We start from the raw sequence: 12,550 nt of genomic DNA, 5'->3' as shown, positions 1-12,550 counted from the left end.
GACCCCCCCCCCCCCCCCCCGCGACCTCTCCGTCCAGCGAAGGATCGACGTGACCAGCACCCTGACGCCGCCGTCGGCGACGGCTCCCGAGGAGAAGCCCGAGCGCACCCCGCGCCGCATCGGCTTCGGGCATCGCCTGAGCCACTGGGACCTCAAGTTCTCCCCATACCTCTACATCTCGCCGTTCTTCCTGCTCTTCGTGATCGTCGGGCTCTTCCCGATCGCCTACACGGCCGTGATCTCGTTCATGGACTGGGATCTCGTCCGCAACAGCGGCACGTTCATCGGCTTCGACCAGTACGCATGGGTGCTCGCCAACCCGAAGTTCTGGATCGCGCTGCGCAACACGTTCAGCATCTTCCTGCTGTCGAGCATCCCGCAGCTCGCCGTCGCGATCTTCATCGCCGCGATGCTCGACCAGAACATCCGGGCCAAGACCTTCTGGCGCATGGGCGTGCTCGTGCCCTACGTCATGGCCCCCGTCGCCGTAGCCCTCATCTTCAGCGCGATGTTCGGCGATAAGTACGGCCTGGTCAACACGGTGCTCCAGAACATCGGCCTTCCCGCCATCCCCTGGCACTCCAACGCCTTCGCGAGCCACATCGCCATCGCGACGATGGTCAACTTCCGCTGGACGGGCTACAACACCCTCATCCTCCTTGCCGCCATGCAGGCGATCCCGCGGGACTACTACGAGGCCGCGACGGTCGACGGCGCCGGCAAGGCACGCCAGTTCTTCTCCATCACCGTCCCGAGCCTGCGTCCGACGCTCATCTTCGTCATCATCACCTCGACGATCGGCGGCCTGCAGATCTTCGACGAGCCCCGCATGTACGACCAGTACGGCACGGGCGGCCCCAACTCGCAGTGGCTCACCATCACCCTCTGGCTCTACAACATCGGGTGGGGCGAGTGGAACTTCGGCCGCGCGGCGGCCCTCGCCTGGATCCTGTTCCTCATCATCCTCGTCATCGGCATCGTCAACCTGTTCGTCACGCGCAGCCTCGTGCGCGACGAGGGGTCGCGCAACGCCCTCTCGCGCCGCGAGCGCCGTGCCGCCGAGCGCGCCGCGCGGCGACGGGTGCAGGAGCAGTCGCGGGCCGTGGCGACCCACACTCACGAGAAGGAGGAGGCGCGATGACCGCCGTCAGCCCCATCCCCCTGGCTCCGCGCGACGAGCTGACCCCCGAAGAGGCCAAGGCTGCGCGCCGACGCCGCCGTCCTCGCCACATCAAGGGCTCGCGCCCGGGCTGGATCGTCTACGGCGTGCTCGGGGTGTTCCTCCTCGGCTCGGTCTTCCCGTACTACTGGTCGCTCCTGATCGGGTCGGGCGACGCCTACACGATCCGCGACCCCAACATGTCGTGGCTGCCGGGCGGCAACTTCATCACCAACGCCCTCGCGGTCGTCAACGACCCCGCGGTGAACTTCTGGGTCGCCCTGTGGAACTCGATCTGGAGCTCCGCCGTCATCGCCCTGTCGGTCGTGTTCTTCTCGACCCTCGCCGGCTGGGCGTTCGCGAAGCTGCGCTTCGGCGGCAGCAAGTGGCTGCTCGTCTTCGTCATCGCGACGATGGCGGTGCCGACGCAGCTGGGCGTCGTGCCGCTGTACATCCTGTTCGCCGACCTCGGCTGGACGGGACAGATCGGCGCCATCATCGTGCCGGCGCTCGTCACGGCGTTCGGCGTGTTCTGGATGACGCAGTACCTGCAGCAGGCCGTGCCCGACGAGCTCATCGAGGCGGCGCGCGTCGACGGGGCCAACTCGTTCCGCACGTTCCTCACGGTGGGCCTTCCCGCCGCCCGGCCCGCGGCCGCGATGCTGGGCCTGTTCACCTTCGTGACGGCCTGGAACAACTTCTTCTGGCCGTTCATCGTGCTCGACCGGCAGAACCCGACGCTTCCCGTCGCGCTGTCGCTCCTGCAGTCGAACTACTTCATCGACTACTCGGTGGTGCTCGCGGGCGTCATCCTCGCGACCATCCCCCTCCTGCTGCTCTTCGTCTTCGCCGGCAAGCAGCTCGTGAGTGGGATCATGGCCGGAGCAGTCAAGGGCTGATGATGACTTTTCTCAGAGAGGACACCTCGCAAATGACCGCGACCGACGCGCGCTCGTTCCCGACCGGCTTCCTGTTCGGCGCGGCCACCGCCGCGTTCCAGATCGAGGGCGCCGCGCTCGAGGACGGCCGCAAGGCCTCGATCTGGGACACGTTCTGCCGTGTGCCCGGCGCGGTCATCAACGCCGACAACGGCGATGTGGCCTGCGATCACTACCACCGCTACGGCGACGATGTCGCGCTCATGAAGCGCATGGGCCTGCAGACGTACCGCTTCTCCACCTCGTGGTCGCGCGTGCGGCCCGACGGCGGTGCGCTCAACCCGAAGGGCGTCGACTTCTACAGCCGGCTCGTCGACGAGCTGCTCGCGGCCGACATCCTCCCGTGGCTCACGCTCTACCACTGGGACCTCCCGCAGGCCCTCCAGGACAAAGGCGGCTGGGCGAACCGCGACACAGCCGAGAAGTTCACCGAATACGCGCTCGACATGCACGATGCGCTCGGCGACCGCGTCAAGGTGTGGACGACGCTCAACGAGCCGTGGTGCTCGTCGTTCCTCAGCTACACGGCCGGTCTGCACGCCCCGGGTCACTACAGCGCGACCGAGGGTGTGCTCGCGGCGCACCACCTCCTGCTCGGGCACGGGCAGGTCGTGCGGGCGCTCCGCGAGCGTGATGCGGACCTCGAGCTCGGCATCACCCTCAACCTGACGGTGGCGGATGCCGCAGACCCGTCGAAGCCGGAAGACGTCAACGCCGCGCGGCTCATCGACGGCCAGTTCAACCGCTGGTTCCTCGACCCGGTGTTCCTCGGCGCCTACCCCGCCGACATCGTCGAGGACATCCGCGAAACGCACCCCGACGCGATCGAGGCCCTCGAGGCCGCGGTGCGCCCCGGCGACCTCGAGACGATCGCGACCCCGATCGACGCGCTCGGTGTGAACTACTATCACGGCGAGTTCGTGGGCGGCACGCCGTCGCCGAACCCGCCGGAGGGCGGCGACGCTCCGACCGATCGCGTCGGGCACTCCCCGTTCCCCGTGTCGGACGGCATCCACTGGTACGACCGCGGCCTGCCGCGCACGTCGATGCACTGGGAGGTCGAGCCGGAGGCGCTCACGCGCCTGCTCACCCGGGTGTCGGAGGAGTACGCCGCGCCCGCCGGCACGGTGCTCTACGTCACGGAGAACGGGGCGGCGTACGACGACGTGCCCGAGCTCGAAGACGGCGAGATCCGCGTGCACGACGAGGACCGCGCAGAGTTCCTCCGCGGCCACCTCGGCGCGATCCTCGACGCCGTCGACGCCGGCGTCGACGTGCGGGGCTACTTCTACTGGTCGATGCTCGACAACTTCGAGTGGGCGTGGGGCTATGAGAAGCGATTCGGCATCGTCCGCGTCGACTACGACACCCAGGAGCGCTCGATCAAGGACAGCGGACGCGAATACGCTCGGATCATCGCCGAGCGGGCACTCGGACGTGTAACGTCCGACGCCGGCGTGTAGCTCCGGGGGGAGACTGGTCGCATGACGACGGATGCCACACGCGCCGCTGCGACGATCGAGGAGGTCGCCGCGGCGGCGGGCGTCTCACGCTCCACGGTTTCTCGCGTCGTGAACGGCTCGACCGCTGTGAGTCCGAGCGCGCTCGAAGCGGTGCGCCGGGCCATCGAGGAGCTCAACTACGTGCCCAATCGCGCGGCGCGCTCGCTCGCGAGCCGCCAGACGTACGCGATCGCGCTCGTCGTGCCCGAAGACACGACGCGCTTCTTCGGCGACCCGTTCTTCGCCTCGATCGTGTCGGGCATCAACGCGCGCCTCAACCGCTCCGACTACGTGCTCAACCTCTTCATCGCGAGCGACGACCGGGGCGACAAGACGACGAGCTACCTGCGCAGCGGCGCCGTCGACGGTGCGATCATCGTGTCGCACCACACGAGCGACACCTTCATCGACCGCATCGCGGCCGCCGTTCCCGTCGTCTACGGCGGCCGGCCGGTCCGTGAGCGCGAGCGCGACTACTACGTCGACGTCGACAACGTGCGCGGGGGACGGGATGCCACGACCTACCTGATCGCGCGCGGTCACCGTCGCATCGGCACGATCGCGGGTCCGCTCACGATGCCTGCGGGCGTCGACCGCCTGGAGGGCTACCGCGTGGCACTCGCGGCGGCGGGGCTCGCCGAGGACGTCGTCGAGGAGGGCGGCTTCACGGCCGATGGCGGCGCCGACGCGATGCGCCGCATCCTGGCCCGAGGACCCCACCCCGACGCGCTCTTCATCGCGAGCGACCTCATGGCGCGCGGCGCGCTGTCGGTCATCGCGGCGGCGGGGCTGCGCGTGCCGGAGGACATCGCGATCGTCGGCTTCGACGACTCGCCCGTGGCGACCTCGGTGACGCCGCAGCTCACGACGATGCGCCAGCCCTCATTCGATCAGGGCGAGCACATGGCGAGCCTGCTGCTGGACCTGCTCGCCGGCAAGCACCCACGCCACGTCACGATCCTGGAGACCGAGCTGATCGAGCGCGCCTCGGCATAGCCCGGCGTCGCTTGCCCTCTTCCGCGAGCCGATACAGCTCCGACGAGCCGGTACGGCTCAGGCGGTCGGCGCCGTATCGGCTCGACGCGGCTGTATCGGCTCGATGAGGGGGTCAGGCCACCGAGGCGAGCAGGGTGTTGTTCCAGGGATCGTCGAACGTGACCGTGCGGCCGTCGTCGCGCACGGCGAAGCCGTGATGGCGCAGACGCTCCTCGAGCTCGCCGAGGGCGTCGCCGCCCGGCAGTGCCAGGTCGACGCGGCCGAGGCCGAGGGCCGGCATCCGCGGTCCTGCTCCGCGCGAGTTCCAGACGTTCATCGCCATGTGATGGTGATATCCGCCGGCGCTCACGAACACGGCCTGGTTGCCGAGCGTCGCCGTCTCGTCGAATCCGAGCACGCCGACGTAGAAGTCGCGGGCGGTCGCGACGTCGCCTACCGACAGGTGCACATGTCCGACGGATGCCGCGTCCGCCGCCGTCGCACCGTCGGCCGCGCGTTCGCTGAGGTGCTCCTGCAGGAACCGGTTCGGGTCGAGGTGGAGCGTCGCCATCTCGACCTGGCCGTGCACCCACGACCACTCGGTGCGGGCGCGGTCCCAGTACAGCTCGACGCCGTTGCCCTCGGGGTCGGTGAAGTAGAAGGCCTGGCTCACCAGGTGGTCGGCGCTGCCCGCGAACGTCCCCGGCGCGTGCCGCGCGACGGAGTAGAGCGCCGCGGCGAGGGCCTCCTGCGTCTCGAAGAGGATCGCGGTGTGGAACAGGCCCGCCGATCCGGGCGTGGCATGCCGCAGCGCAGGCTCGTGGCGGAGCACGACGACGGTGCGGCCGGCGCGGCCGAGCGTCGCGGTGTCGCCGTCGGCCGAGAGCACCTGCAGCGTGACGGCGTCGCGGTAGTAGCGCGTCATGGCGTCGAGGTCGCCGACCAGGAGCGTCACGGCGCCCATCGCGGTGTCGGCGGCGAGCCGGTCGGCCTGGTTCGCGATCACTTCATGCATGTGCATAGACAACGCCGCGGCATCCCCGGTTCTTCCCATCGCCGGGCGCCGAGGCTACATCGGTTGGACGAGACCGTGGGGATTACCCAGGATCTCGTCAACCCGATGTAGCCTCGCGGTCCGGCGAGGGGCGGGGCGGGGTCAGCGCACGGGGGCATCCGTGGGGTCGCCGCCGAGCGGGCCGACCGCGGGGATCGGGCCGCCGTCATCGGCGCCGGTCTTGCGCCACCGCGCGATCGCGTTGCCGAGGTGGTAGATCAGCAGCGCCGCGGCGGCGGCGATCACGATCGCGCCGAGCTGGAAGTCGCCCCACTGGACCTGGAAGCCCGCGATCGCCATGACGAGCGCGACGGCCGCGGTGTACTGGTTGACGGGACGCGAGAAGTCGACGCGGTTGTCGACCCAGATCTTGATGCCGATGATGCCGATGAGGCCGTACAGGGCGGTCGTGACGCCGCCGAGCACTCCGGGCGGCACCGAGTTGAAGACGGCGCCGATCTTCGGCGACAGGCTCAAGAGGATCGCCGCCGCGCCCGCGACCCAGTACGCGGCCGTCGAGTACACGCGGGTCGCGGCCATGACGCCGATGTTCTCGCCGTACGTCGTCGTGCCCGAGCCGCCGAACAAGCCCGCGACCGTCGTCGCGACGCCGTCGGCGATGAGGGCGCGGCCCGTGTGCCGGTTGACGGACGAGTCGGTCATCGTCGCGACGCCGCGCACGTGACCGACGTTCTCGGCGATGAGCACGAGCACGACGGGGAGGAACATCGCGATGACCGACCACGTTCCGGGCGACACGAAGTCGGGGAACTGGAAGGTCGGCCAGCCGATCCAGTCGGCCTTCTCCACGGCGGAGTAGTCGATCTGGCCGGCGATCGCGGCGACGACGTAGCCGACGGCGACGCCGAGGAAGATCGAGATGCGCCCGAGGAATCCGCGGAAGAGCACGCTGAAGAGGATGACCGCGACGAGCGTGATCGTGCCGATGAGCGGCTGCTGCTGGAAGTTCGTCCAGGCGACGGGCGCGAGGTTGAAGCCGATGAGGGCGACGATGGCGCCGGCCACGACGGGCGGCATGAGCCGGTCGATCCAGCCGATCCCCGCGAATTGCACGACGAAGCCGATCGCGGCCAGCAGCACGCCGACCGCGACGATGCCCGCGAGCGCCGACCCCGTCCCTGCCGTCGCCGTCGCCGCCGTCACCGGCGCGATGAAGGCGAACGACGAGCCGAGGTAGCTGGGCAGCTTGTTGCGCGTGATGATCAGGAAGAGGATCGTGCCGATTCCCGAGAAGAGCAGGGTCGTCGACACGGGGAAGCCGGTCAGCACGGGCACGAGGAACGTCGCGCCGAACATGGCGATGACGTGTTGCACCCCGATCGCGACGGTCAGGCCCCAGCCGAGGCGCTCGTCGGGCCCCACCACCTTGCCGGGCTCGACGGTGCGGCCGTCGCCGTGCAGCTTCCAGACAGCCATGGCGGCTCCTCGGTCTCAGGGGTGAAGGCTGACGTCACCCTATCTGGGAGTTCCCTGAGAGCGATGCCGCCCGCGCCGGGGCGCCGCGGCGACTCAGTCGTCGACATCCCGCCTGGCGCCGCCGCGACGTGGGTAGCGTGGTCGTCGTGCGATTCGGTGTGCATTTCATGGATTTCAACCTCCCGGGCGAGCCCGTGAGCATCGCTCCGACGATCGCGGCGACGGCTCGAGCCCTGGAGGATGCCGGCGGCTCCTGGTTCACGGCGATGGACCACTACTTCCAGATGGAGCGCTTCCGCACGGCTCGTGACCCGATGCTGGAGGGCTACACGCTGCTCGGCTTCGCCGCCGCGCACACCACCCGGGTGAGACTCGGCACGCTCGTGACCGGGGTGACCTACCGGCATCCGGGGCTGCTCTCGAAGATCGTCACGACTCTCGACGTGTTGTCGTCGGGCAGAGCGATGCTCGGTCTCGGCGCGGCGTGGTACGAACGGGAGCATCTCGCGCTCGGCGTTGCGTATCCCCCTCTCCGCGAGCGGTTCGAACGCCTCGAGGAGACCCTTCAGATCGCGCTGCAGATGTGGGATCCCGAGGCGGAGGGGCCGTACGAGGGGCGGCACTATCAGCTCGCCGAGACGATCTCGCACCCCGTGCCCGTAGCGCGGCCGCGACCTCCGATCATGATCGGAGGCAACGGCGAGCACAAGACGCTGCGCCTCGTCGCCCAGTACGCCGACATCTCGAACCTGACCGTGAACGACCCCGAAGAGGTAGAGCACAAGCTTGCGGTGCTGCGCGCCCACTGCGACCGGCTCGGACGGGACTACGCCTCGATCGAGAAGACCGTGCAGGGTGGTGCGCTCGATCCGCTCGGCGATCCCGACGCGTTCCTCTCGCGCATGGAGCGGCTCGCCGCCCTCGGGGTGGAGCACGTGCAGCTGCGCAACGTCACACCAGACCCCGTCGCGTTCGTCAGCGAGTTCGGTAAGCGGATCGCGGGGCGCCTGGCAGACATCCGGCCCGCCGACCGCTGAGCGAATCGCGGCCTCAGGCGGCCGTCAGCAGCTGAAGGAGCTCGCGGTAGCGCGCCGCGGTGCGCTCGACGATCTCGTCGGGCAGCTCGGGCGGCGTTCCCGTCTTGTCCCAGTTCGCTGCGAGCCAGTCGCGCACGATCTGCTTGTCGAAGCTCGCCATGCGCTCGGTCGGCGTCGTGCCGGTGCGCCAGGCCTCGGCATCCCAGTACCGCGACGAGTCGCTCGTCAGCACCTCGTCGGCCAGCGTCAGCACGCCGTCCGCGTCGACGCCGAACTCGAACTTCGTGTCGGCGAGGATGAGCCCATGCCCCTCCGCCGCGCGTGCGGCACGCGCGTAGATCTCGAGCGACAGGTCGCGCAGCTGCGCGGCGCGCTCGGCGCCCACGAGCTCGACGGTCTGCTCGAACGAGATGTTCTCGTCGTGCTCGCCCATCGGCGCCTTGTACGCGGGGGTGAACAGTGGCTCGGGCAGGCGGTCGCCGTCGCTGAGGCCGTCGGGGAGCGGGATGCCGCACACCGTGCCCTGCGCGCGGTACTCGGCCCAGCCCGACCCTGTGAGGTAGCCGCGGACGACGCACTCGACCGGCAGCATCTCGAGATTTCGCACAACCATCGAGCGCCCCGCGACCTCGGCGGGGATCGGCTCGGTCGGAGCGACGAGATGGTTCGGGATGCTGCGCCCGCCGTCCGCTCCCGCGAGACGGCCGAACCACCACAGGCTCAGGGTCGTCAGCAGGACGCCCTTGCCGGGGATGCCGGGCTCGAGCACATGGTCGAAGGCGCTGACCCGGTCGCTCGCGACGACGAGCATGCGGTCAGGGCTGTCGCCCTCGGCCGGGACGTAGAGGTCGCGGACCTTGCCGGAGTAGACGTGCCGCCAGCCGGGGAGCTCGAGGGGGTGTGCCACCCAGCCATTATCCCGAGTCAGGGCGTGATCTCGTCGAGGTAGGCGTACGCCTCGGCCATGAGAGGCGCCCAGGCCTCGGGCCTCGTCGTCGGCACGACCACCCACTCCTTCGCCGGCCGCCCGCGCATCTCCATGCGCTCGCCGGTTCCTGCGGCCTCCAGTTCGTCGGCGCGCGCCTCCGGCACCTTGGCGACGAGGCTGCCTTTCCACCCGATGAAGGCGAAGACCTTCCCGCGGACGCGCAGGCCCTCGCTGCCGAACATCGCGCCGATGTCGACGCCGTCCTTCGCGAGGTACTCGTCGGCGATGGGGTCGAAGATCGCGTGCGCGCGCTCACGCTCGGCGTCGTCCTTCATGAGCCACACGCTAGCCCTCGGGTGCGACATCCTGTATAGTCCACATGGACTAATCGATACGGATCAATCGATCCCGACCAATCAGAAGACACATGAGAGACGCCGTAGACCGCATCACCCCCTTGGGGGTGATGATCCTCGCGCTGCTCGGCGAAGGGGACATGCACCCCTACGAGATGATCCGGCTCATGCGCCAGCGGCGCGACGACCGGCTCGTGACCATCACGAACGGCACGCTGTACCACACGGTGGGCCGGCTGGAACGGGCGGGCCTGCTCGCCGAGGTCGGCATCGACCGCGAGGGCAACCGGCCCGAGCGCACGACCTACTCGCAGACCGAGCTCGGACGGGAGGCGGTCGGCGAATGGGTGCGGCGCGAGCTGCCCCGCATCGACCACCCGGCCGAGTTCCGCATCGCGCTCGCCGAGGCGCACAACCTCGACCGCGACGAGGTCGTCGAGCTGCTCGGCCGCCGGCGCATCGCGCTGGCGGGCGTGCTCGCCGAGCTCTCCGCAGGACGTGAGTCGGCTCGCGGACGTCAGGTCCCCGAGCAGTACCTGCTCGAGGTCGACCGCGAGACCGTCATGCTCGCGCACGACATCGACTGGCTCGACGCGCTCATCGCGCGCCTCGAGCGCCACGACTTCGCGTGGGGGCAGCCGATGGTGCCCTCCGCGCGCTATCTCGAAGAAAGAAAGGCCGCAAGGCAATGACTCATCCCTCGACAAGCTCGGGAACCGGGACGGATGCCGAGGCATCCGCTCAGCCCCGCTCCATGGGGCCCTCCACCGACGTTCTGAAGACGAAGGGGCCGCAGAACCCGTGGCCCGCGCTGTGGGCGCTCGTCATCGGGTTCTTCATGATCCTCGTCGACACGACGATCGTCTCGGTCGCCAACCCCGCCATCAAGGCCGCCCTCGACCCCGACACCAACAACCTCGACAACGTCGTGTGGGTGACCTCGGCGTACCTGCTGGCGTACAGCGTGCCCCTCCTCATCACCGGCCGCCTCGGCGACCGGTTCGGCCCGCGCAACATCTACCTCATCGGCCTCGCGGTCTTCACGCTCGCCTCGCTCGGCTGCGGCCTCTCGTCCACGCTGACGCTGCTCATCATCGCGCGCGCCGTGCAGGGACTCGGTGCTGCGATGATGACGCCGCAGACGATGGCCGTCATCACCCGCACGTTCCCGGCGAGCCGCCGCGGTGCGGCGATGGGCCTGTGGGGTGCGACGGCCGGCGTCGCCACGCTCGTCGGCCCGCTCGTCGGCGGCCTGCTCGTCGACGGGTTCGGGTGGGAGTGGATCTTCTTCATCAACATCCCCGTCGGCATCGTCGGCTTCATCGCCGCCTGGATCCTCGTGCCCAAGCTCGAGACGCACCCGCACAAGTTCGACATGGTCGGCGTCTTCCTGAGTGCCGTGGGTCTGTTCCTCATCGTCTTCGGGCTCCAGGAGGGCCAGAAGTACGAATGGGCGCCATGGGTGTGGGCCATGATCGCGGCGGGTGTGCTCGTCATCGTCTTCTTCGTGTGGACGCAGGCGCGCACCAAGAGCGAGCCGCTCGTGCCGCTCGAACTGTTCCGCGACCGCAACTTCTCGGTCTCGAACATCGCGATCGCCGCGGTCGGCTTCACGGTGACGAGCATGTCGCTGCCGCTCATGTTCTTCATCCAGCTCGCACGCGGCCTCACGCCGACGGAATCCGCGCTGCTGCTCATCCCGATGGCCCTGCTCTCGGGTGTGCTCGCACCGTTCGCGGGTCGCCTCCTCGACCGCACCGACCCGCGCTTCCTGCTCGTCCCGGGGCTGCTGTGCGTCGCCGTCTCGCTGTTCTGGTATTCGAGCCTCATGAACGTCGACACCCCGATCTGGATGTTCCTGCTCCCGTCGGCGCTCATGGGCCTGGGCAACGCGGGCATGTGGGGACCGCTCGCGACGACGGCGACCCGCAACCTCGCCCCGCAGCAGGCGGGGGCGGGCGCGGGCATCTACAACACGACCCGCACCGTGGGATCGGTCATCGGGTCGGCCGCGATCGCCGCCTTCATGCAGGGACGCCTCGAGGCGAACCTGCCGGGCGCGAGCAGTGCGCCGAGCGGGTTCGGAACGGGCGGCCAGCTCCCCGACTTCGTGCTCGACGGCTTCTCGACGGCCATGGCGCAGTCGATCCTGCTGCCGGCAGCCGTGCTGCTGGTCGCAATTGTGGCGGTGTGCTTCCTCCGTCGGCCCGAGTCGACCCGGCGCCGGTGACGCGAGGCGAAGGCCCGGTATCCGTTCTCATGAACGGATGCCGGGCCTTCGGCGTTCCTCGGGGGTTCAGGCTCGACCCCGTGGCGAGTCAGTCGGGGTCGGAGGGGTCGATCGGCGCGTGGTGGTCGAAGCCCGCCGTGCCGCTCTTCCAGTAGCCGCTCAGCGCGAACTGCTCGCGGGGGAGCGCGAGATCGTTGCGCAGGTACCGGCGCAGGGGGATGAGCCGGGATGCCTCGCCCGCCGCGAACATGAAGGTGCCGGCATCCACTCCCGACGCCTTCGCCGCCTCGGCGAGATCGGGACCGGCGGCCGTGAGGGTGAAATCGACGCGGCCCGACTCCTGGCGGAAGTACGTCTCGACCCAGCAGAGGTCGCCCGCGACGTCGGCGACGACGTCGACGCGGGTCGTCGCGGCCACCTCGGCGAGCCAGCGCGTAGCCGACGGGAACGCCGTCGGGTCGACGACGAGGAGCACGCGCGGCGCCTCCTGCGGCGCGTTCTTCGAGCCCCTCGGGCCGACGATCACCAGACGGTCTCCGGGCTTCGCCTGCACGCCCCACGCGGCGGCGGGACCCGGATCGACGTGCCGGAGGATGTCGAAGTCGACGAGCACACGATCATCCTCCCGGCGCGGATTGAGAGGCGTGAAGTCGCGCGCGAACATGGCGGCCTCGGGGCGGACGATGCCCTCTTCGCCCGGTCCCGCGGCGCGGGGGGCCGTCAGCTCGCCCGTCACCGGGTCGGGGAAGAACACGCGCGTGTGGTCGGTGGGTCCCGTGCTGACGAAATCGTCGAAGTCGGGGCCCGTCACGGTGACCCGCACGAACTGGTCGACGGGACGCGACACGGCCACGACGGTGGCCTCGCGGGCCGTGAAGCGGTGGCGGTCTCCCGCGCGGAAGAACGGCGAGATCGTGGCATCCGTCATGACGAC

The 12,550-nt window shown here is 69.6% G+C and carries 12 protein-coding genes; 7 read left to right on the top strand and 5 right to left on the bottom strand.

Annotation, left to right across the window (positions count from 1 at the left end; all coding sequences use genetic code 11):
- Positions 1-49 precede the first annotated feature (49 nt).
- From ACH3VR_RS15010 to ACH3VR_RS14995, 4 genes are read left to right on the top strand one after another with little or no spacing between them, the layout of a single operon-like run.
- Entirely contained in the window at positions 50-1,141 is a 1,092-nt protein-coding gene (locus ACH3VR_RS15010) for a carbohydrate ABC transporter permease (RefSeq protein ID WP_397557125.1), read from the top strand.
- Positions 1,138-2,058, top strand: coding sequence for a carbohydrate ABC transporter permease (locus tag ACH3VR_RS15005; RefSeq protein ID WP_397557124.1), 921 nt, complete (start codon positions 1,138-1,140; stop codon positions 2,056-2,058). Before ACH3VR_RS15010 ends, ACH3VR_RS15005 begins: the two co-directional genes overlap by 4 nt.
- A 32-nt stretch (positions 2,059-2,090) precedes the next feature.
- A complete protein-coding gene (locus ACH3VR_RS15000; protein ID WP_397557123.1) occupies positions 2,091-3,560 on the top strand; it encodes a GH1 family beta-glucosidase in 1,470 nt (489 codons plus the stop codon).
- 21 nt (positions 3,561-3,581) lie between these two features.
- Complete coding sequence (locus ACH3VR_RS14995) at positions 3,582-4,595, top strand: LacI family DNA-binding transcriptional regulator (protein ID WP_397557122.1); 1,014 nt, start codon at positions 3,582-3,584, stop codon at positions 4,593-4,595.
- A 112-nt stretch (positions 4,596-4,707) separates the two neighbouring features.
- On the opposite strand, the gene ACH3VR_RS14990 is transcribed toward ACH3VR_RS14995, so the two are convergent.
- The gene (locus ACH3VR_RS14990) at positions 4,708-5,589 is read right to left on the bottom strand and encodes a VOC family protein (protein WP_397557121.1); all 882 of its coding nucleotides are present in this window, start codon (positions 5,587-5,589) and stop codon (positions 4,708-4,710) included.
- A gap of 141 nt (positions 5,590-5,730) precedes the next feature.
- Positions 5,731-7,065, bottom strand: a complete 1,335-nt coding sequence (locus tag ACH3VR_RS14985) for a uracil-xanthine permease family protein (protein ID WP_397557120.1) — start codon at positions 7,063-7,065, stop codon at positions 5,731-5,733.
- A gap of 146 nt (positions 7,066-7,211) precedes the next feature.
- Between ACH3VR_RS14985 and ACH3VR_RS14980 the strand changes: the two genes are divergently transcribed.
- Entirely contained in the window at positions 7,212-8,102 is an 891-nt protein-coding gene (locus tag ACH3VR_RS14980; protein ID WP_397557119.1) for an LLM class F420-dependent oxidoreductase, read from the top strand.
- 13 nt (positions 8,103-8,115) lie between these two features.
- Here ACH3VR_RS14980 and ACH3VR_RS14975 read toward each other — a convergent pair whose 3' ends face one another.
- Positions 8,116-9,009: a phosphoribosylaminoimidazolesuccinocarboxamide synthase gene (locus ACH3VR_RS14975; protein ID WP_397557118.1), complete on the bottom strand. Its 894-nt coding sequence runs from the start codon at positions 9,007-9,009 to the stop codon at positions 8,116-8,118.
- A gap of 17 nt (positions 9,010-9,026) precedes the next feature.
- On the bottom strand, positions 9,027-9,365 hold the full coding sequence (locus ACH3VR_RS14970) for a TfoX/Sxy family protein (protein WP_397557117.1): 339 nt from the start codon (positions 9,363-9,365) through the stop codon (positions 9,027-9,029).
- Between the two features lie 92 nt (positions 9,366-9,457).
- On the opposite strand from ACH3VR_RS14970, the gene ACH3VR_RS14965 reads away from it, so the two are divergent.
- Positions 9,458-10,078, top strand: a complete 621-nt coding sequence (locus tag ACH3VR_RS14965) for a PadR family transcriptional regulator (RefSeq protein WP_397557116.1) — start codon at positions 9,458-9,460, stop codon at positions 10,076-10,078.
- A gap of 62 nt (positions 10,079-10,140) precedes the next feature.
- Positions 10,141-11,616, top strand: coding sequence for a DHA2 family efflux MFS transporter permease subunit (locus ACH3VR_RS14960; RefSeq protein ID WP_397557253.1), 1,476 nt, complete (start codon positions 10,141-10,143; stop codon positions 11,614-11,616).
- An 88-nt stretch (positions 11,617-11,704) separates the two neighbouring features.
- Here ACH3VR_RS14960 and ACH3VR_RS14955 read toward each other — a convergent pair whose 3' ends face one another.
- Positions 11,705-12,544, bottom strand: a complete 840-nt coding sequence (locus tag ACH3VR_RS14955; RefSeq protein ID WP_397557115.1) for a siderophore-interacting protein — start codon at positions 12,542-12,544, stop codon at positions 11,705-11,707.
- Positions 12,545-12,550: the final 6 nt, after the last annotated feature.

It is taken from the genome of Microbacterium alkaliflavum (assembly GCF_044325405.1).
Lineage (GTDB): Bacteria > Actinomycetota > Actinomycetes > Actinomycetales > Microbacteriaceae > Microbacterium > Microbacterium alkaliflavum.
The sequence above is the reverse complement of the archived record's forward strand: the minus strand, read 5'-3'. Positions and strand labels throughout refer to the sequence as shown.